The sequence below is a fragment of the Streptomyces sp. NPDC051183 genome, assembly GCF_040682455.1.
Classification (GTDB): Bacteria; Actinomycetota; Actinomycetes; order Streptomycetales; family Streptomycetaceae; genus Streptomyces.
On record NZ_JBFBBA010000001.1, the window covers coordinates 194465 to 214861 of the forward strand.

The 20397-nt window shown below is 73.6% G+C and carries 15 protein-coding genes; 4 read left to right on the plus strand and 11 right to left on the minus strand.

The window, feature by feature from the left end; genetic code table 11:
- Positions 1 to 15: 15 nt before the first annotated feature.
- The gene (locus AB0M99_RS00950) at positions 16 to 1287 is read left to right on the plus strand and encodes a helix-turn-helix domain-containing protein (protein ID WP_365916122.1); all 1272 of its coding nucleotides are present in this window, start codon (positions 16 to 18) and stop codon (positions 1285 to 1287) included.
- Here AB0M99_RS00950 and AB0M99_RS00955 read toward each other — a convergent pair.
- The 4 genes from AB0M99_RS00955 to AB0M99_RS00970 all read right to left on the minus strand — a co-directional run bounded on the left by AB0M99_RS00955 (position 1190) and on the right by AB0M99_RS00970 (position 7602).
- Positions 1190 to 3145, minus strand: a complete 1956-nt coding sequence (locus AB0M99_RS00955; protein WP_365916124.1) for an APC family permease — start codon at positions 3143 to 3145, stop codon at positions 1190 to 1192. The two genes, AB0M99_RS00950 and AB0M99_RS00955, sit on opposite strands and share 98 nt — an antisense overlap.
- A 51-nt stretch (positions 3146 to 3196) precedes the next feature.
- Positions 3197 to 4750, minus strand: coding sequence for a helix-turn-helix domain-containing protein (locus AB0M99_RS00960; RefSeq protein WP_365916126.1), 1554 nt, complete (start codon positions 4748 to 4750; stop codon positions 3197 to 3199).
- A 170-nt stretch (positions 4751 to 4920) separates the two neighbouring features.
- Positions 4921 to 5376: a (2Fe-2S)-binding protein gene (locus AB0M99_RS00965; RefSeq protein ID WP_365916128.1), complete on the minus strand. Its 456-nt coding sequence runs from the start codon at positions 5374 to 5376 to the stop codon at positions 4921 to 4923.
- A gap of 15 nt (positions 5377 to 5391) precedes the next feature.
- Positions 5392 to 7602, minus strand: coding sequence for a molybdopterin cofactor-binding domain-containing protein (locus tag AB0M99_RS00970; protein ID WP_365916130.1), 2211 nt, complete (start codon positions 7600 to 7602; stop codon positions 5392 to 5394).
- A gap of 524 nt (positions 7603 to 8126) precedes the next feature.
- Here AB0M99_RS00970 and AB0M99_RS00975 point away from each other — a divergent pair.
- Positions 8127 to 9551, plus strand: a complete 1425-nt coding sequence (locus tag AB0M99_RS00975) for a SpoIIE family protein phosphatase (RefSeq protein WP_365916132.1) — start codon at positions 8127 to 8129, stop codon at positions 9549 to 9551.
- Between the two features lie 115 nt (positions 9552 to 9666).
- On the opposite strand, the gene AB0M99_RS00980 is transcribed toward AB0M99_RS00975, so the two are convergent.
- Entirely contained in the window at positions 9667 to 11157 is a 1491-nt protein-coding gene (locus tag AB0M99_RS00980; protein WP_365916134.1) for a hypothetical protein, read from the minus strand.
- Between the two features lie 231 nt (positions 11158 to 11388).
- Here AB0M99_RS00980 and AB0M99_RS00985 point away from each other — a divergent pair, with 231 nt between their 5' ends.
- Together AB0M99_RS00985 and kstD are read left to right on the plus strand one after the other, a co-directional pair.
- On the plus strand, positions 11389 to 12513 hold the full coding sequence (locus AB0M99_RS00985) for an aminoglycoside phosphotransferase family protein (protein ID WP_365916136.1): 1125 nt from the start codon (positions 11389 to 11391) through the stop codon (positions 12511 to 12513).
- Between the two features lie 194 nt (positions 12514 to 12707).
- Positions 12708 to 14543, plus strand: a complete 1836-nt coding sequence (gene kstD, locus AB0M99_RS00990; protein WP_365916138.1) for a 3-oxosteroid 1-dehydrogenase — start codon at positions 12708 to 12710, stop codon at positions 14541 to 14543.
- A gap of 17 nt (positions 14544 to 14560) precedes the next feature.
- Here the strand turns inward: kstD and AB0M99_RS00995 are convergent, their stop codons facing one another.
- From AB0M99_RS00995 to AB0M99_RS01020, 6 genes are all read right to left on the minus strand, one after another.
- Complete coding sequence (locus AB0M99_RS00995; RefSeq protein WP_150520950.1) at positions 14561 to 15061, minus strand: hypothetical protein; 501 nt, start codon at positions 15059 to 15061, stop codon at positions 14561 to 14563.
- 70 nt (positions 15062 to 15131) lie between these two features.
- A complete protein-coding gene (locus AB0M99_RS01000; RefSeq protein WP_365916141.1) occupies positions 15132 to 15965 on the minus strand; it encodes a maleylpyruvate isomerase family mycothiol-dependent enzyme in 834 nt (277 codons plus the stop codon).
- A gap of 26 nt (positions 15966 to 15991) precedes the next feature.
- Positions 15992 to 18853, minus strand: coding sequence for an AAA family ATPase (locus AB0M99_RS01005; protein WP_365916143.1), 2862 nt, complete (start codon positions 18851 to 18853; stop codon positions 15992 to 15994).
- 138 nt (positions 18854 to 18991) lie between these two features.
- Complete coding sequence (locus tag AB0M99_RS01010; protein ID WP_365916145.1) at positions 18992 to 19408, minus strand: ACT domain-containing protein; 417 nt, start codon at positions 19406 to 19408, stop codon at positions 18992 to 18994.
- 9 nt (positions 19409 to 19417) lie between these two features.
- Positions 19418 to 19951: a hypothetical protein gene (locus AB0M99_RS01015; protein ID WP_365916147.1), complete on the minus strand. Its 534-nt coding sequence runs from the start codon at positions 19949 to 19951 to the stop codon at positions 19418 to 19420.
- A gap of 123 nt (positions 19952 to 20074) precedes the next feature.
- Complete coding sequence (locus AB0M99_RS01020; protein ID WP_365916149.1) at positions 20075 to 20314, minus strand: DUF397 domain-containing protein; 240 nt, start codon at positions 20312 to 20314, stop codon at positions 20075 to 20077.
- Positions 20315 to 20397 lie beyond the last annotated feature (83 nt).

A 20397-nucleotide genomic window follows, 5' to 3' on the forward strand; every position in this document is an offset into this window, starting at 1 on the left:
GCCACCCTGCCCGTCATGGAGCGGATCATCGAGGAGATACGCGAGGACCTGTCCCGCCGGATCGCCGTGACGGCGGACCGGCTCACCGACCGGACGCTGGCCGAGGATCCCGCCTACGCCGCCCTGCTGGGCCGGGCCGAGCTGCACGAGCGGATCCACCACGCGCTGCGGCAGGCCGTCGAGGCCCTGGTCCGCAGCGAGCGCGGGCTGCCGGTGGAGCTCGCCGGGGCCCGCGCCACCGGCTCGCTCCGCGCGGAGCAGCGGCTGCCGCTCGCCTCCCTGCTGCGGGCCTACCGGCTGGGCGGACGGCTGCTCTGGCAGACCCTGACCGAGGCCGTCGCCGCGCACGACCGGGCCGCGCTGCCCCTGCTGCTGCCGGCCGCGGCCGCACTGTGGGACGTACTGGACCAGGTGACGGACGCCGCGGCCGAGGCGTACCGCCGGGTGGCGGACGTGCGCGGGGACGCCGAGCGGGAGCGCCGCGCGGCCCTGCTCGACACGCTGCTCGGCGGCGGCGCGGGGGCGTCGGAGGCTGCGGACGCGGCGACGGCGGCGGTCCGGCTCGGGCTGCCGGAGCGGGGCCGCTTCGCGGTCGTGGTCCTCGCCCGGGACGACCGGGGCCCGGCCCGCGCGGACCCCGGGGGGCTGCCCGCGCCCTCGGCCCCGCGCGTGCTGTGGCGGATCCGCGCCGACGGGGAGGCCGGCCTCGTGGAGCTGGGCCACCATCCCCTGGAATCCGTACGCGCGCTCCTCGCGCCCCTCGGCGTACGCGCCGGGGTGAGCCCCGTGGTGCGGACGCCGGCCGAGCTGGCCGGGGCGCACCGGCTGGCGGCGCTCGCCCTGCGCAGCGCCCCCGCGCACGGGGGGCCGCGTACCGCCCTGCTGGACGAGCGGCTGCCGGCCGCCCTGGTCGCCGCCGAGGCCGAACTCGCGGACCGGCTGTGCCAGGTGGTGCTGGGCCCGGTGCTGGCGCTGCCCGCCGAGGACCGCCTGGTGCTGCTGACCACCCTGGGCACCTGGCTGACCTGCCACGGCTCGACGACCCACGCCGCCCAGCGGCTGTACTGCCACCGCAACACCGTCTCCAACCGGCTGCGCCGCCTGGAGCAGCTCACCGGCCGCACCCTGTCCGATCCCGCGCACGTGGTGGAGCTGGCGCTGGCCCACACCGCCGTCGTCCAGCAGCGGGCTACCGCTCCGCAGCCGTCCCCGCAGGCTCCGCGGACTCCCCCGGCTTCGCCGACTCCAGCAGGTACGGCACGTCGATCACCGCGACTCCCGGGGTGAACAGCAGCCTCGCCTTCAGCCGCAGCGCGTTCTGGTTGTGCAGGGGCTGCTCCCACCAGTGGCCCACCACGTACTCCGGGATGACCACCGACAGCATGTCCGTCCCCTCCGCGGCCGCCTGCTCCTCGACGTACGCGAGCACCGGCCCGACCACCTCGCGGTACGGGGAGTGCAGCACCTTCAGCGCGACCCCCGGGTCGTGCTCCGCCCAGGCCCCGCGCAGCCGCTCGGCGTCCTCCTCGTCGGCAGCGACCGACAGCGCGGTCAGCGTGTCGGGCCGCAGCCCCTGCGCGTAGCCGAGGGCCTTGAGCGTCGGCGCGTGGACGGAGGCGACGAGCACGACGACGTGGTGGCGGGAGGGTTTGCGCGGCTTGACGCCGGGTGCGACGGCCACTTGCACGGCAACGGTGTCGTAGTGCCGGCGGACGCCCTTCATGCCGAGGAACAGCAGCGGCATCGCGATGACGACCAGCCAGGCGCCGTGCGTGAACTTGGTGATCAGGACGATGACCAGGACCACGGAGGTCATGACCGCGCCGACGGCGTTGATGGCGCGCCTGCGGTGGATGTGGATCCGCTCGGCGGCCGGGGTGGCGGGCGAGGCTAGTTCCTGCTTCCAGTGCCGGACCATGCCGGCCTGGGAGAGGGTGAAGGAGACGAAGACGCCGATGATGTAGAGCTGGATGAGGCGGGTCAGCTCGGCGTCGAAGGCGACGATGAGGGCGATGGCGGCCAGGGCCAGCAGGACGACGCCGTTGGAGTAGACGAGCCGGTCGCCGCGGTTGAAGAGCTGGCGGGGCGCGTACCGGTCCTTGGCGAGGATCGAGGCGAGCATCGGGAAGCCGTTGAAGGCGGTATTCGCGGCGAGGACCAGCACGCTCGCGGTGACGGCCTGGAGCAGGTAGAAGAGGAAGTGCCAGCTGCCGAAGGTGGCGCGGCCGATCTGCGCGAGGGCGGTGGAGGTCGGCGTACCGGGGGCCAGGCCCAGTTCGGTGGGGCTCGCGGCCACGTGGACCTCGTACACCATGGCGAGGATGGTGATCCCGCTGAACATGGTGACCGCCAGGGCGCCCATCACGGCCAGCGTGGTCGCCGCGTTCTTGCTCTTGGGCTTCTGGAAGGCGGGGACGCCGTTGCTGATGGCCTCGACGCCCGTCAGCGCCGTACAGCCGGAGGCGAAGGCGCGCAGGGCGAGGAGCACCAGCGCAAATCCGGTGTAGGTACCGGCCTCGGTGATCGGCAGGTCGGCGGACTCGGCGCGGATGGTGTCGCCGGTGGCGATCCGGACGGCGGCGATGGCGAACATCAGGTAGATGACGAGGACGAAGCCGTAGGTCGGGATGGCGAAGACCCGGCCCGACTCCCGTACGCCGCGCAGGTTCACCAGGGTGAGCAGCACCACGAAGGCCACCGACAGGGCGACTTCGTGGTCGGTGAGGGAGGGGATGGCCGAGGTGATGGCGGCGACGCCGGAGACCACGGAGACGGCGACGGTCATGACGTAGTCGACGAGCAGGGCGCTCGCGGCGGTCAGGGCCGCGGTCTCGCCGAGGTTCTTGGAGCTGACGATGTACGCGCCGCCGCCGCCGGGATAGGCGTGGCAGGTCTGCCGGTACGAGGCGACGACCACCACCAGCAGGAAGACGATGGCGGCGGCCGCGTACCAGGCCAGGTGGAGGAGGGCGACGCCGCCGAGGGCCAGGATCAGCAGGATCTCCTCGGTGGCGTAGGCCACGGAGGAGAGCGGGTCGCTGCAGAAGATCGGGAGCGCGAGCCGTTTGGGCAACAGGGTCTCGCCCAGCCGGGCGGTGTCGAGCGGTTCACCGACCAGCACCCGTTTCAGATTGATACGCCTCATTCAGGCATGATCGTCCATATTGCTCCCGATTCGGGACCTATGGGGCCTGTGTCACGGCCCGAACTGGTCCGGCCCGGCGAACCCGCCGAGTTCCTCGGCCCGGTGGGCCAGCCACAGGTCGTAGCGGGCGCTCGGCGACTGCAGGAGCGAGCGCTCCAGCAGGACCTCGATCCGGCTCAGCCGCTTGCGGGTGCCGGGCACCGAGATGCCGAGGGCGGCCGCCGTCGGGATCAGGTGCGCGTCGTGCTCCAGCCAGACCCGTACGGTCTCGCGCGCACCCGGTGGCGCGTCCGGCCCGGCCAGCGGCGCCAGATGGGCGCGGGCCCACGCCGCGAGCGCGGGATCGCGCAGTACGTCGTCCAGCGCGGCCCCGGCCGACGCGCCGCCGGAAGTCGGCCCGGCGGAAGTCGGCCCGGCGGCGGGCGGCCCGCCCGGGGTCAGGCGCAGCGCGAGCGAGAGTGCGGCCTGGTCGGCGAGGCGGCCGAGGTCGAGGCCGAGGACCGCTTCGACCAGGCGGAGCCGGGTGGCCAGGGTGTTGCGGTGGATCTTCAACAGCCGGGTGGCGTGCGAGGCGAAGCCGAGCCAGGCCTGGGCGGTGGCCCGCAACTCCTGCGGGCCGGGGTCCTGGGGGCGCCGGGGCTCATGCGCGTCCAGCGGCGCGAGCAGCGCCCCGGCCCAGCCGGCCCCGGCCCGGTGCGCGGCCAGCTCCAGTTCGGGGCCCGGCCCGAAGCGGGCATGGCGGCGGTCACGGCCGCGCGCGACGGCCAGCGCGTGGAAGGCCTGGGCGTAGGCCCCCGGGGCCTCGCGCAGGCAGCTCTCCGCGCTGACCCCGACCACGCAGTCGCGGGCCACGCCCACCAGCGCCCCGGCCAGCGGGTCGTGATCGGCCGAGGTCGCGGCGAGGTCCGTCGGCACCAGCGCGATGAGGTGGCGGACGTAGACCGGGCACCGCACGATCCAGGCGCGCCCGCCCGTCAGCTCCTCGAACAGCCGGGTGACCGCGGCCCGCTGCCCGGTCCGGCACTCCACGACGTACATGCGCATCGGGTCCGGCAGCGACGGCCCGAGCGTCTCGGCGATCTGCCGGGCGGTGGAGAGCCGGCCGTTCATCATCAGGTGCAGCACGGCCTCGCGGGCCTTCGACTCGGCGAGCCCCGCCCGTTCCTCGCGCCGCCCGGCCTCTTCCGCACCCAGTACCAGGGCCAGCGGTACGGCCGCGTCGGCGAGCAGCGCGGGCACCCCCGCGTGGTGCGGCAGTTCCAGTACGGCGGCCAGTGCGCGCCGCTCGTCCAGCGCGAACAGCAGCGCGGCCGAACCGGCGTCCTGCAGCACGGCCGACCGTACGCCGCGGGCCGACAGTTCGGCGGCCGCGCGCACCGCGAGCTCCGGGCCGTGCGGGTTCCCGGTGTCCACCACGCCGGTCCAGCCGCCGGTCCGGGCGGCGAGCCATTCCAGCAGCGCGGCCGAACCCCCGGTGTGGGCGAGGCGGTGCAGCCTGAGGATGTCCTCGGACCTGGACCAGGGCGCGGTCGGCTGGGCGGGGCGGTGCGAGATGGGGCGCTCCCTTCGGCGCGGGGCGGCGCCGCATTCAACCACCCGACGCACACTGTGCACTGTGATACCCGTCTCGCCCGCTCACTGGGCAGGGCGAATCCTGCGAACGGCCGGTCGGCGCACTAGCTTCGACCTCAGCGGCGGGGCCCCGGCGCCGGCCGTTCCGACGGCGCACGGGGGAAGCACCGGGGCCCGGCCGCCTTGCCCGGACCGCCGTGCGCTCACATCTTGGCGGCGGCGCTGCGGATGGCCTCGCGGATGCGGAAGTAGGTGCCGCAGCGGCAGATGTTGGCGATGGCGTCGATGTCCGCGTCGGTGGGCTCGCTGGTGCGCTGGAGCAGGGCGACGGCGGCCATGATCTGGCCGGGCTGGCAGAAGCCGCACTGGGCGACGTCCTGTTCGAGCCAGGCCTCCTGGACGGGGTGCAGGTCGTCACCGTTCGCCAGCCCCTCGATGGTGGTGACGGACTTCCCGGCGCAGGCGGAGACGGGCACGACGCACGGGCGGATGTCCGTGCCGTCGAGGTGGCTGGTGCAGGCCTTGCAGACGTCCACCCCGCAGCCGTACTTGGGGCCGGTGACGCCCAGCATGTCGCGGAGCACCCACAGCAGGGGCAGGTTGTCGGGCGCGTCCACGGTGACGCTCTGCCCGTTGACGGTGAAGGTGTGCGAGGGCACGGCGTACTCCAGCGGTTAGCGCGGGTAGGGGGTGAAGTCGACGTCGAAGTCGAGGGGGAAGCTGCGCGGCTTGGATCCGGTGGCCCGGGCCCATGCGTTGGCGATGGCGCCCACGGCGGCGGGGACCCCGAGCTCGCCCGCGCCGCCCGGCTCCGTGCCGGTCGCCGGAAGCACGAAGACCCGGACGTCGAGCGGGGTGTCCCGCTGCTGTGCCCAGTGGAACTGGCTGTAACTGCCCTCCAGGGGCAGCCCCTTGTCGAGGTGCAGCCCGGCCCGCAGGGTGGTGGAGATGGCGTCGGTGAGGCCGCCGATCATCTGGGCCTCCAGACCGCGCGGGTTGACCGGCAGGCCGACGTCCACGGCGATGACGGCCTTGGTGACGCGGACGTGCTCCGGGTCACGGGTGTCGATCTCGACCAGGCAGGCGGTGCGGGACTTGTACTCCTCGTGGAAGGCGATGCCCTGCGCGCAGCCGGCCGGCAGGCTGCGCCCCCACTCCCCCTCCGTCGCCGCCTTGTCGAGCACGGCGCGCTGGGCGGCGGTCTTCAGGAAGGCCCGCCGGAAGGCGTACGGGTCCCTGCCGGTCCGCGCGGCGAGCTCGTCGACCACGATCTCCTCGGCGCCCCGGGTGTTGGCGGAGTACACCGAGCGCCAGGAGCCGGTGGGGATGCCGGTCGGCACCTCCGAGAGCAGTTGGGTGGTGAGTCCGAAGTTGTACGGGGACTTGATGGTGGTGAGGAACAGGGTCTGGGCGAGGGTGGCGTTGCCGATGCCGAGCGGCAGGCTCGCTGCGGTGGCGGTGATGATCTCGCCGAGCCCGTGCCGGAAGTCGGTCTCGGCGGCGGCGACCCGGTGTTCGAAGCTCAGCACCTCGCCGAGTGCGTAGGTGGCGCGGATCTTGTGGTGGGTGGCGGGGCGCATCCGGCCGTGCCGGGTGTCGTCCACGCGGGTCCACATCAGCCGGACCGGGCGGCGGCAGGCCTTGGAGACCCGGGCGGCCTCCAGGGCGGCGTCGAAGAAGAGCCGCCGCCCGAAGGAGCCGCCGGCCTGCACCACATGCACGGTGACCTTGTCGAGCGGCAGCCCGAGTTCGGCGGCGATGGTCTCCCGGGCCACGATCGGGGACTTGAGCCCGGACCAGATCTCGGCGCGGTCGTCCCGGACGTCGGCCACCGCCGAGTTGGTCTCCATCGGGGCGTGGCTGACGAAGGCGAAGTCGAACTCGGCGTCCACGTACGGGGTGAGCAGCGGCGGCACCAGCAGCGGCGGGGACGCGGCGCGCAGCTTCGTACGGATCTCCGCGTCGGAGAGCCGGTCGGCGGGGCCGGGGCCCCAGGTGACCTGGAGGGCGGCCTTGGCGTCGAGGGCCTGGCCGAAGGTCTCGGCGACGACGGCGACCCCGGTCGGGATGGTGACCACGTGCAGGACGCCCGGCATGGCGCGGACGGCGGCGAGGTTGTCGACCGAGCGGACGGTGCCGCCGAGGGAGGGCGGGCGGCGCACCACGCAGGGCTTGGCGCCGGGGACGTCGAGGTCGAGGGTGTACCGCTGGGCGCCGGTGACCATGGCGCGGGCGTCGATCCGGCTGGTCGGCCGGCCGACGAGGGCGTGCTTCGCCGGTGCCTTGGGGGTGGCGCCGAGCACGACCAGCGTCGGGTCGGCGGCGGCCGCGGCGAGGGAGCCGTAGTCCGCGGTGCGGCCGTCGGGTGCGCGGACGGATCCCCCGGCGGTGGTGAGGGTGGCTGCCGAGAGGCCCCAGCGGCGGGCGGCGGCCGCGACCAGGCGGGCCCGGGCCGTGGCGGCGTTCTGCCGGACGGGTCCGTAGAGGGAGCGTATGGAGTTGGAGGAGCCGGTGAGCTGGTTGAACAGCAACTCGGGCCGGGCGTCGTCCAGTTCCACCCGTACGCGGTCGAGGGGTGCGTCCATCTCCTCCGCGACGAGCATCGCGACCGCCGTGGTGAGGCCCTGGCCGACCTCCTCGCGGGGCAGCCGGAAGCGGATGGTGCCGTCGGCCTCGACGGCGAGCGCCAGCAGCGCGGAGGTGGGCGCGCCCGCCAGGATGAACAGGTCTCCCAGGTCCACCAGGTCGGCGATGGCCGGCAGGGTCGGGATGGCGGCGCGGGCGGACTGCGGGGCGAGGGCGTCTGCCCCGGCCCGGGTGACGAGGGCGAGGGTCGGCGCCGCGACGAGGTACGTGAGGAAGGAACGGCGGCTCTGCCCGGTCATGTCTGCGTGTCCCCACCCTGCCCGGGCCCGCTGGCGCGGACCTCCCCCGACTCGTTACCGACACGTAGGGTAGCGATCGGCACGGGGACTGGGAAGCCGGGAGCGGAGTCCTTCGTTCGGGGGGTCCGGGCGCCACCGTGTTGATCCGGGTCTCGCACGAACGGAGGGGGACATACGTCTCGTACACCTCGGCCGTACGATCGACCGACCCCGGACGGAGGGCCGGTTTCCGGCCGGGGGTGCGGCACCGGCGCGAGGGGGGTGGCGCACGGGGTGGCGAGAACTCCCCCGGTAGCCGGTGGGCGCGCCACGACCCGGACGCGACAAGGGTCCTGCGGGCGTGTCGACAGGCCTGGCCGGAATGATTCGTACGCCCGGGGAGGTCCGGGAGGCCTTAGGCATATGCCTCAAGCAAGAACGTTGCGGATGTTGCCAAACGCCTTACAGGCCGTCGCTGCCTGTGCCACAGTCGTTACCGGTCCTTCCTTCAGACTTGGCCGTGCCGCGCCTGTATCGGAGTTCTCATGCCGTCCCACCTGTTCGCGGACCGTCCCGCGCAGCCGCCCGAGCCGGGGTCGGTGGACGCGCTGATCTCTCAGACCCGGCGGCTGCGGGGAGACGTGGACGCGGTCCGCCGCGACACGGTCGTGGACGACGACGACGCCCAGGGCCGCTGGCAGCGCGCGCTGTGCGATCTCGCCGTCCACCACCTCGACGACCTGGGCGAGCACCTCGGCCAGCTCAAGGAGGGCCTGCCGCCCGCACCCGAGGTGGTCGAACTCCCGCAGGCCGCGCCCGAGTCCGGCGCCGAGTCCCAGCAGACCCGGGTCGGCAGCGCCGAATGGAACCTGCTGACCGACGAGGTGAGCTGGTCCGAGGAGCTCTTCCAGATCTTCGGGCGCTCCCCGGAGGCCGGCGCGCTGCCCCTCGACGAACTGGGTTCGACCCTGTTCTCCGAGGACCAGCCGCTGCTGACCGCGATGGTCACCGCATGTCTGGTGGACGGCAAGCCGATAGACGGCGAGTTCCGCATCGTCCGGGCCGACGGCCGGGTCCGGACGCTGCACATGAGGGGCGAGCCGGTACTCGACTCCGACGGCTGCACGGCCTCCATGTGGGCCGTACTGCGTGATGTGAGTGAGCTGCGCCGGAGCCAGCGGGCGGTGCGCGAGTCACGGGACTCGCTGCAGCGCCGGCGGGAGATCGCGCAGACCGAGCGCCGGCTTGCGGTCGAGCTGCAGGAAGCCGTGCTCCCCCCGTGGCGCGGCTCCCTGCGGTTCCCGCACGACAACAGCGGCTCGCTGGACGTGGCCGCGCACTATCTGCCCTCCGCGACCAGCGCGCTGATCGGCGGGGACTGGTACGACGCACTGCAACTCCCCGACGGCCGCTCACTGCTGACGGTCGGTGACCTGACCGGCCACGGGGTGACCGCCACCTCCGGGATGGCGATGATGCTCGGCGCACTGCGCGGAATGGCCATGGCCGGCATCGAGCCGGGTCCGCTGATGGGCTGGCTCAACCAGTTGCTGGAGACCTCCGTACAGCCGGCTCTGGGCTCGGCGGTTTGCTGTCGCTACGACCCGGTGCACCGGGTCCTGTCCTGGGCGCAGGCCGGCCATCCGGCCCCGCTCCTCTTCCGCCGCGGTGCGGGCAGGTCGCTGCTGCCGCCGGAGGGCGTGCTGCTGGGGGCGACCTCCGGGGCCGCGTACGGGCAGGCCGAGGAGCGGCTGGAGGTCGGCGACGTACTCGTGCTCCACACGGACGGACTGACCCCGCGCAGCATCGAGTTCAGCCGGGCGGACGGGACCGAGCGGCTACTGGCGCTCGCACCGCGGTTCGCCGCGGCCCGGTCGGCGCAGGAGTGCGTACGCCTGGTGATCGGGGAGTTCGGCGAGGGCGAGCGCGAGGACGACGCCTGCGTACTGGTGGCGCGGATCGGCTCCTAGCCGCCGGCAGTCGCCGTACGGCTCTTCGTACTTCGGGGCCGCGCCGGAAGGCGCGGCCTTGTTCGTCTCCGTGCGGGTGCGCATGGCCGGTTCGGGGGTCGGACCCGTCGGGCTCCTAGACGGGGCGCGGGGCCGCCGGGCTGGTCGGCAGGGCCACTTTGATCTCTTCGCGCAGCGCTTCGATGCGCGCGTAGCCCGCGTACTGGCCGGTGAGCCGGTACATCTCGCGCAGCCGGTCCCATGTGCGGTGCGAGGAGGTCTCGTTCATCGACACCAGCGCGAGACGGGCGTAGCGGTCGGCCTGTTCCGGATCGTCGGCGATGAAGCAGGCCGAGGCCATGGAGATGTAGTCGAAGATCTGCGAGCGCTGGTGTCCCTGGGCGCGCAGCCGCAGGGCCTCCTTGGCGTGCCGCTGGGCGATCGGCGCGGCCGAGGGGTCGTGGTCGGCGAGGGTGCGGAAGGCCAGCGCCTGCATTCCGTGCAGGTCGGCCTCGTCGAAGTTCTGCATCCAGGACGGCGGCGGCACGTCTCCCTTGTCGGAGACGAACAGGTCCTCGGCCTCGCCCAGCGTGCGGCGCATGGCCTGGCCCTTGCCCAGCGCGGCCTGCGCCCAAGCCTCGATGGTGTGCAGCATGGCCCGGGTGCGGGGCAGGGTCTGTTCGCCGGAGCCGGACTTCGCCAGCTTCATCAGGTCCAGGGCCTCGTGCGGCTTGCCCAGGTGGACCATCTGACGGGCGGCCCGGGACAGTGCCTCCCCGGCGCGCGGCCGGTCGCCGCCCTCTCGGGCGGCGTGCGCGGCGATGACGAAGTACTTCTGCGCCGTCGGCTCCAGGCCGACGTCGTGGGACATCCAGCCGGCCAGTACCGCCAGGTTGGCCGCCACCCCCCACAGGCGCCGCTGGAGGTGGTCGGGGTGGTGGTACGCGAGCATGCCGCCCACCTCGTTGAGCTGCCCGACCACGGCCTTGCGCTGGAGCCCGCCCCCTCTGGAGGCGTCCCAGGCGCGGAAGACCTCCACGGAGTGCTCCAGGGCCTCGATCTCCTGGGAGCCGATCGGCGCCGCCTCGTAGCGGTCGTAGCCCGCGGGCTCGGCCTGGAAGGAGTCGCCGAAGCGTTGGGGTTCCACGGCGGAGGTGGGGGTGGGGTCGGTGTGGAGCCAGTCGTACATGGCGTTGCTGAGGGCTGAGCCGGCGGTGAGCGCGGCACCCGCGCCCATCAGACCGCGACGGTTGAGCATGAGGTCCATTCCCGTGAATTCGGTGAGGACCGCGGCTGTGCGTTCGGGCGCCCAGGGCATTCCGTCGGGGTTCTCCTTCGCCCCGTCCGACTGCCGTTTCGAGGTGCGCCGCTGCCGTACGAACCCGAGGTCCTCGATGGTCACGACACGACCGAGCCGCTCGGTGAACAGTGCTGCCAGTACCGTGGGCACCGGTTCGCGCGGGGTCTCCCCCATGTCGATCCAGCGCCGCACCCGCGAGGTGTCGGTGGCCAGCTGGTGGTGGCCCATGGCGGCCGCCTGCCGGTTGACCATCCTCGCCAGTTCGCCCTTCGACCAGCCGGCCAGGCCGAACAAGTCGTTCAGACGGGTGTTTGGTCCTTTGCTCACGTCAAGCCCCCAGGTTCTCGGCTGAGTTGACAGTAGCCCCCCGTCAGATGCCGAGCGACTATTCGCCAGGGTTCGCCAGGGTCCGCTCGATGGTCCGCCACCCACGGCCGGGTGTCAGGTAGGAATGCGCCTCCCCGACCCGGTCACCGTGCGGAACTCCCCAGGGTGAAGCACGGGATCCGGCGGGGCGGCGTACGCAACTCGTCGGCGCACGAAGGGATCCGTAACGCCATGTACGCAGCAACGACCTCCGTGTCCGCCCCGGTCCGGCCGCACCGCACGCTCCAGGCGGGCGGCGGCCCCTACCTCGAACCCGGCCGCTCCGCGGCGGCGGCGCCGGGCGCCGTACGGGCGCGGCGGATGCAGGGTGCCGGATCGCAGACGCCCAGCGGAAGAATCGACCTGTCGGGGCCGCAGGGCGCGCAGTTGCGCACCGCGCTCGCCTCGGTGCAGCGGATCTGCCCGGAGTTCGCGCCCGTCCAGGTCCTGCGGCGCAGCGGCCGCTCGGTCCTGCTGGTGGGGACGACCGGCCGGATGACCGCCGTGGCGAAGGTTTTACTGGACCACTCGCCCGAGTGGCGCGAGCGGTACCGGCACGAAATAGCGACGTACCGGGCGTTCGTCCGTCACCGCCCGCCGGTCCGGGTGCCGCGGCTCATCGCCGCCGATCCCGAGAACTGCACGCTGGTGGTCGAGCGGATGGCGGGCCGGGTCGCGGCACTGCAGAGGCACCCGGTGGAGGCCCCGCCGCGGGCCGATCTGCGGGCGGCACTGGGCGCGGTGCGCCAGGTGAACGGCTGGCAGCCGGCCGAGGAGCTGTTCGGGCATCCGCTGAACTACGGGCGGCGGATCGCCCGCGACTACGAGCTTGGACTGCTGACCGACCGGGATCTCGGCGACCTGCAGAAGCTGCTGCACGGCGTGAAACTGTCCGGTACCCCGTGGCAGTTCAACCACGGTGACGCGCTGCTGTCGAACCTGCTGCTGTCCCCGGCGGGTCCGGTGCTGCTCGACTGGGAGCACGCCGGGTGGTACCTGCCGGGCTACGACCTCGCCACCCTGTGGACGGTCCTGGGCGACGCCCCGGCCGCCCGTGCGCACATCAGCCGCCTGGCCCAGGCGGACGGGCCGGCCGCGCGGGACGCCTTCCTGGTCAACCTGATGCTGGTGCTGACCCGGGAGATCCGGATGTCCGAGACGGCGGTGCAGCGCTCGATGCTGGCGACCGCCCCGACCCAGCCGCTGCCGGCGGGCGCACTGTCCTCCGGCGAGGAGCAGCGGCTGCTGCTGCGCCGCCTGCACGACGACGTGGGCATGGCTCGCAGGGCGGTCCGCGCGGCGGTGGGCACGCGCTGACTCCGGCAGGCGAATCCCGTGGTTCCCGCACTCGGTGCGTGGACCACGGGATTTCTTGCGTCGGGGGCCGCGGACGGGCGCTTTCCCAACCGGTGCGTATGCCTTGACTTCACATGATCCCCCGAACACCTTTTCTGACTCGGCATCAGAACGTCGGCGCCATCCCCTTCCTCCCACTCCGCTGGAGCCTGCCCATGACCGCGAGCCCCGCCTCCACCGCCAGATCCGCTCCGCTGCCCGACCGCGTCGACCGCGGCGACGACGACGGCCGCGGCGTCCTGCCTTCCCGCCGGACGGTCCTCGCCGGGGCGGGGGCCGGTGTGCTGGCCGCGACCGTGCTGCCGACCGCCGTGGCGCGGGCCGCCGGTGCGGCCGCGCCCCTCGGCGAGTACGACGTCGTCGTGGTGGGCTCCGGGGCGGCCGGGATGACCGCCGCGCTCACCGCCGCCAAGCGGGGCCTCAGTGTGCTGGTGGTCGAGAAGGCCCCCACCTTCGGCGGGTCGGCCGCCCGCTCGGGCGCCGGGATCTGGCTGCCGAACAACTCCGTGATCCTGGCCGCGGGGGTGCCCGACACCCCCGCGAAGGCGGCGACGTACCTCTCGGCCGTCGTGGGTCCCGGCGTACCGGCGGACCGGCAGGCGGCCTTCCTCGCCAACGGGCCGCGGATGCTGGACTTCGTGATGGCCAACAGCCCGCTGCGCTTCCGGTTCATGGACGGTTACAGCGACTACTACCCGAACCTGCCGGGCGGGCTGCCCGGTGGCCGGTCCATCGAGCCCGACCAGATCGACGGCCACATCCTCGGCGACGAACTCGCCCGTCTGAACCCGGCGTACATGCCGGTGCCCGCCGGAATGGTGGTGTTCAGCCAGGACTACAAGTGGCTCAACCTCGCGGCCGTCAACGCCAAGGGGCTCGCGGTGTCCACCGAGTGCCTGGCGCGCGGCACGAAGGCCGCGCTGTGCGGGCAGAAGCCGCTGACGATGGGCCAGGCCCTGGCGACCGGGCTGCGCGCCGGGCTGATGCAGGCCGGGGTTCCGGTGTGGCTGAACAGCCCGCTCGTGGACCTGGTCCAGGAGGGCGGCGCGGTCACGGGCGTCGTGGTGGAGAAGGAGGGCGTACGGGGCGTCGTACGGGCCCGCAAGGGTGTCGTCGTCGGCTCGGGCGGCTTCGAGCACAACGCGGAGATGCGCGCCCAGTACCAGCAGCAGCCGATCGGCACCCAGTGGTCGGTGGGCGCCAAGGAGAACACGGGCGACGGCATCCGGGCGGGGCAACGGGCGGGGGCGGCCCTGGCGTTGATGGACGACGCGTGGTGGGGCCCGTCGATCCCGCTGCCCGGCGAGCCGTACTTCTGCCTGGCCGAGCGGACCCTGCCGGGCGGTCTGATCGTCAACGGGGCGGGCGCGCGGTTCGTCAACGAGGCCGCCCCGTACAGCGACGTGGTGCACGTGATGTACGAGAAGGACCGGGGCGCGACCGGCTCGCACATCCCGGCGTGGCTGATCGTGGATCAGAACTACCGCAACAAGTACCTGTTCAAGGACATCCTGCCGACGATCGTCTTCCCGGACTCGTGGTACGAGGCGGGTGCGGCGAAGAAGGCCTGGACGTGGGACGCGCTGGCGGGCCAGATCGGGGTGCCGGCCGGCGCCCTGCGCGCGACACTGGGCCGCTTCAACGCGCAGGCGTGGAAGGGCACCGACTCCGACTTCCACCGGGGCGACACCGCGTACGACCACTACTACACGGACCCGGGGGTGACGCCGAACTCGTGCCTGGCACCGATCTGGGCGCCGCCGTTCTACGCGTTCAAGATCGTGCCGGGTGACCTGGGCACCAAGGGCGGCATCGTGACGGACGCGCGGGCGCGGGCGCTGCGGGCCGACGGCTCGGTGATCCGCGGCCTGTGGGCGGCGGGCAACGCGAGCGCGGCGGTGATGGGCCACAGCTACGCGGGGGCCGGATCCACGATCGGCCCCGCGATGACGTTCGGCTACGTGGCGGCGAACGACATCGCGGACGCGTGACGTCTGGGGAGTGAGGCTCAGCCCTGCTGGAAGAGCTCGGCGGGCAGCGGCTTCAGCAGCGCGTACAGATCATCGGTGATCGGGCGGTCCCAGCTGGCGATGGTGACCAGCACGTTGTCGCTGCGGTCGAACTGGACGCAGGAGATCCGGGACTCCGACAGCTTGATCTTCCGGACGATGAGGAGGTTGTCGCCCTGCATGACGGGGCAGTCCTCGGCACCGGTGACCTCGACGTCCTCGTCGTTCTCGAGGGCGTCGAGGAGCTGGGCCACCTCGAAGGGCACCTGGCCCTCGGAGAGGTCTCGGGCCGGGGAGCCCTCGGGGAGGTTGCCGATGATCATCGCGGGGCCGCGTCCGCCGAACAGGTCGTAGCGGAGGAAGACACCCTGGCAGCTGCCGTCGGGCGCGGGCAGCAGCCCGGCCCCGAGATTGCCCGGCCAGTCCCCCGGGTCCATGGCCAGGACGTCGAAGTCCGGGCCGGCGGGTGTGGCGGCGCGGTGGCGGCGGAGGAAGGACATGCCGCCATGGTACGTGTCCCCCCACCGTTCCCGGCCCCGGACCCCTCACCGCCGCTCGTGTGCTGCCCGGCTAGACGGGCGGCACCAGGGTGAACCAGCGGGGCAGGAGCGATGCGTCGCCCCGGACGGTGAGGGCTGCCGGCGGGATCCGGTGCCAGAGGAAGAGCAGCAGGTCCGAGGCGGTGCCCGAGAGCTCGACGGGCACCGGGGAGGCCGGGTCCGGGTCCAGGAGCACCGCGTCCGGGGTGAACTCCACGGTCCAGCTCCCGGGGCCGTCCGTACGGCGGAAACGGTAGCGCTCCCCCGAGCCGGGCGGGGCCGAGGTCCAGGCCCGCCGCGCCGGTGCCATGACCTCGAAGGTCTGCGGCACCGCGTCGGAGGCGAGCGCCGGGTCGAGGGGTTGCGGGCCGCCGGTCACCGACTCGGCGTCCCAGCGGTGCACCGCCAGTTCGATCAGCTGCATCCGCATCCAGAAGCCGGAGGTCTGTTCCGCCGACCAGGTCCACACCGGCGTGTCCGGGCCGAGCTCGCCCAGCAGCCCTGCCAGGTCCCGGGCGCCCTCCGCGAACCAGTCGGTCAGCGTCTGCGGCACCGGCCCGTGGTTCGGCGCGCGGTCCGGCATCGGCCAGGCGGCCCGTTCCGCGGGGTCGGCGGGGAGCCCGTAGAGGGCGGGGTCCGTGGCGTCGGGTGCCTCGGTCAGCCGCCCCCGCAGGATGTGTGACAGGTACCGGTGTACGCCGCCCAGGTGCGCGACGAGGTCGGAGACCGTCCACCCCGGGCAGGGCGGGACCAGCGGCGCCGGCCCCCCGGCGGCTTGGTCCACGGCCCGCTGGACGGCCTTCTCGAACGCCGCCGTCTCCGTCCGGAAGCGGGCGAGCCGCGCGATGTGGTCCATGCCGGTCATGCCTGCCCCCGGCGCGGCCCGCTGTATCACCTTGAGCTACGGGCGAACGCCTCCAGCGCGTCGCGCAGCCCGGGCCGGTCTGTGCCGAGTTTGCGGTAGATCCAGGAGAGGTCCTCGGCGGGCACCGTCGGATCGCCGTCGACCGTCCGCCGTGCCAGCAGGACCTCCTCTTCCGTGAGGCCGTCCTGCCAGGTGAGCCCGCACACGATCGAGTTGACGCGCGTGAGCAGGGAGGCCGCCAGAGCGTCCGCCCCGCATTCGCGGGCCGCCACCATCGCCCAGGTCAGCAGGTCCTGGTCGCCCAGTTCCGTGCCCAGCGCGTTCAGGGCGACCGCCAGCTCGTACCCCGCGGGTGACGCGGCCAGCAGGGACACCGCCTCCGTCAGGAGCGCAACCCGCTCCTGCGGCGGCGCGACCTCCGCCGCGACCCGCAGCGCCTGGCCGATGCCCGACGGGGCGCCGAAGGCCCGGGCCCGCCGGACCGCGTCGGCGGCCAGGGCCCGGGCCCGCGCCGGGTCCTCGGACGCCACCGCCCGCGCCAGGTGCAGCTGCCACGGGCACCAGGACGGGTTCTGGATCCCGCGGGGCGTCAACCGCCGCTCCACCGCCTCAAGTTCGGCGACCGCGGCCTTCACCTGGCCGCGCGCCAGGAGCAGTTCGGCGTACACCGTCTGGGAGTCGGGGAAGACGACCGCGGCCGGGAAGGGTTCCCCGTACTCGTGCTCCCGCGCCAGTTCCCACGCCTCGTCCACCCGGCCCCGCGCCAGCAGGGTGGTGACCAGGATCGCGATGGCGTACCAGTGCACGGGCGTGCGCCGGCCGACGCGCTCGGCCAGCCGCAGCCCGGCCCGCGCCAGCTCCTCGGCCTCCGCCAGCCGCCCGCGCCGGTAGCGGATGTACGCGCGCAGGCTGTACGCGAAGGACAGGTGCGCCCCGTGCCAGCCCTGGCGCTCGAACTCGGCGGTGCCCGCCTCGAACAGCTCCTCGGCGCGGCCCGGCCGGTCGGCGTACATGTGCACCATCGCTGCGAGCACCGGGACTTCGAAGCCCCGGTCCTCGTACGCCCAGCTGAAGCCGGTGCTGAGCGCCCGGCTCGCGTGGTGCAGGACCACGTCCACCGGCTCCCCGCGCAGGCAGGCGTCCCAGGCGCGGAGCCCGATGACGTACCGCTCGGTGAGATCGCGCCCGGTGAGCCGGTCGGCGAGCCGGGCCAGGCGCCGCGAGCGGGCCGGGGAGTCGGGCTCGGCGGCGTTGAAGGCGTCCCACATGAACTGCTCGGACTGGAGCCGCAGCCGGGCGCGTACGTCCTGGGTGTGGGGGATCTCCCGGGCGAGGGCTTCGGAGGCGTCGGCGAGGCGGTCGCTGTGCGCGAGCACTTGCGCGAGGCGGATCACGATGCCCTGGCGCAGGGCGGGGTCGTCGGAGGGTTCGGCGAGCGCGGCCCGCAGGTGGTTCACGGTGTTGGCGGGCTCGGTGAGCAGCGAGGCGCAGCCGAGCTCGTACAGCACGGCCGCGCGTTCGTCGAAGTCCGGGGGTTCGCGCAGGGCGCGGGCGAGCTGGCGGCGGGCGGCTTCGGGGGCGCCGGCGCGGAGGTTCTCCCCGGCGGCCTCGCGCAGGGTGCGCACCACCCACGGGTCGCTTTCGGGGTGGGTCTCCAATAGGTGCCGGGCGGCCGCGGAGGGGCCGAGTCCGGCGTCGACGACGGCCGCGGCGGCCTTGCCGTGCAGGGCGACGCGCAGGGCGTCGGGGATGGCCCGGTAGATGGCGGTGGCAATGAGGGGGTGGACGAACTCCAGCCCGGTGGCGTTGTCGTCGCGTTCACCGGACCCGGACCCGGCCGCCGGTCCAGAGGCGGCCCCGGCCCCGGACAGGATGCGGGCGTCGCGCAGCCGTGCGGTGGCGTCGACGGCTTCCTCGGCGCCGAGTCCGGCGACGCGGGCGGCGAGGTCCTGCGGGATGGCGGTGCCGAGGACGGCGCAGGCCCAGGCGAAGCGGACGGTGGAGGGGCCGAGGCTGTGCAGGCGGGCGACGAGCCCGCTGCCGCGCTGGGCGGCGACGAGGTCGCGCAGCAGCGGGGCGCTGGCTTCCACGGGCTCCAGCCCCTTGTCCCGTACCTTCGCGGTGAGCTCGACGGCCTCGAAGGGGTTGCCGGTGGTGACGGCCCAGGCCTCACGGCAGAAGGCGTCGTCGGCGTGTTCGCCGACGGCTTCGCGGACCAGGGTGGAGACGGCGTCCTCGGTGAGCGGGGCCAGGGTCAGCGGCCGGTGTCCCGCGCGGCCGGGCAGCGTACGGAAGGCCTCGGCGTGCGCGGGCAGTTCGTCGGGGCGGTACGCGACGACGAGGAGCAGCGGCAGGTGTTCGGCGCGCGGGGCGAAGGCGGCGAGCCAGCCGAGAGATTCGGGGTCGGCCCAGTGGGCGTCGTCGAGGACGAGGGTGACGGGGGCGCGCTGCACGATGAGGTGGGTGAGGACCCAGTCGAGTCCGTCGCGCAGGCCCTGGGGGTCGGGCGGGGCGCCCTGCTCGGGTGCGCACAGGCCGAGGGCGGGGCCGACGATGGCGTACCAGCTGCCGAGTGCGGCGCGCAGTTCCTCTTCGGAGGTGCCGGCCAGTTGTGGCTGGATGAGCTGGCGGGCGACGTGGAAGGGCTGGCTCTGCTCCTGTTCGCCGCCTCGGGCGGCGAGGACGGTGCAGGCCTTGGCGTGGGAGCGGCGGCGGACTTCGGCGAGGAGGGTGGTCTTGCCGAGTCCGGCCGGCCCGGAGAAGGCCAGCAGGGCTCCGTCGGCGTCGGGCCCGGGTCCGGTGAGCTGCTCCAGGGCCTCGTCGACGGTGGCGAGTTCCGTCTCGCGTTCGAACATCGTGCGCCGTATGCGGGTCCGGCGTTCCGTCATGGCTGGTACCCCCCAGACCTGTTCGGGGGATCAGCGTACGCCCGCGCACCGTGCCCCGGAGCCCGCTGTGGGGAAAGAATCCGATCTTCTTTTCGCGGGTGGCGCGGCGCCGGTACGGGGAGCCGCGCGGGCGCCGGGTCAGCCCTGCCCGGAGCGGGCCGCGAGGGCTTCCAGGACGGCCACGGCCTCCGCGGCCCGGTCGGCGGCGACGAACAGGTGGTCGTGGTGGTAGCCGGCGATGACGTTGCAGCTCAGCCCGTGTGCGCCGAGTTCGGTGGCGAAGGCGGCGGTGAGGCCGACGGCGTCCAGGGCGGAGTGGATCCGCAGGGTGATCCAGCCGGCGGTGTACTCGTACGCGAGCCCGGCGGCGTCGGCGTCCTCCTGGCGCAGGACGAGGGTGAGCCCCTCGGGTTCCAGGACGGTCGCGACGGAGGTGATCCCGTCGAGTCCGGCGGGCACGGCGGTGCCGGGGACGGTGCAGAACACGTACAGCCCGTCGTTCAGTTCGGGGCGCATGCCGCTCAGCAGTTTCCGCAGGTCGCTCTCTCCACTCATGCGGCCACTCTACCCATCGTCCCGATTTGACCGTTTCCGCGCCCCCGGTGGCGCCCGGCTCGGACACCCCACACAGTCGTCCTCGTAGATCCGGCGGTGCCACCAGGAGAGCGGGCGGCCGAGCCAGTCGGTCCAGCGGTCGGCGGGCGGATCCGGGTCCTCGACGGTGCGTCGGAGGAATTCCGTGTCCAGGCCCTGCAGTACGCGGCCCAGCTCGGTCCGGGCGGCGGGCGGCAAGGCGCGGTGGAGTTCGGCCAGTTCGTCCCGTACGACCGCGACGTCCTCGCGACAGCAGCCCGGGCACCCCGGACACGGGGAGGGGACCAGGAGCAGTCGGACGCCGGGACGGCGCAGGAAGGCCCGGTACCTCGTCAGCAGTTCGGCGACCTCGTCGGCCCGGCCGGCCAGGGCCCAGTAGACCTCCGCGGCGGCGGCGGGCGACAGCCGGTCCACGAGCGGCTGGCCCCACGCCCAGGCGGGTGGCCGCCGGTCCTCGTACGTTCCTCGTTCGGCGCGCAGCGCGCCGGGCCGTCTACGCGGCATCGCCCTTTCGGCGGATGATCGTCATGGGCCCATCCTGCCCGGGCGCCCGGCCCGGGACAAGGGGATTGCGCGGTCGGCCCACCGGGGCGGCGGCTCCGTGCCCCGGTGGCGCCGCGCGTACGGCTACGTCAGGTCGAACTCCCCGCCCCGCGCGCTCAGGACGAACTTGCGCCACTCGTCCGGCGCGAAGATCAGCGAAGGGCTTTCGGGGCGTTCGCTGTTGCGCATCGCGATGAACCCCTCGACGAAGGCGATCTGTACGTCGCCCCCGCCCCGGCTGCTGGACTGCCAGTCCGCCCCGCTGAGATCGAGGTCCGGCTTGCCCCAGCCGGCCAGGGCCTGCGAAGTCGTGCTCTCGGCCACGTGCGTGCTCCTCCCGGTACGTCGTCCCCGGGCAAGATTAACCATCGCGGGGGGTGCCGCACAGGCCACGGTGAGTCACTTGT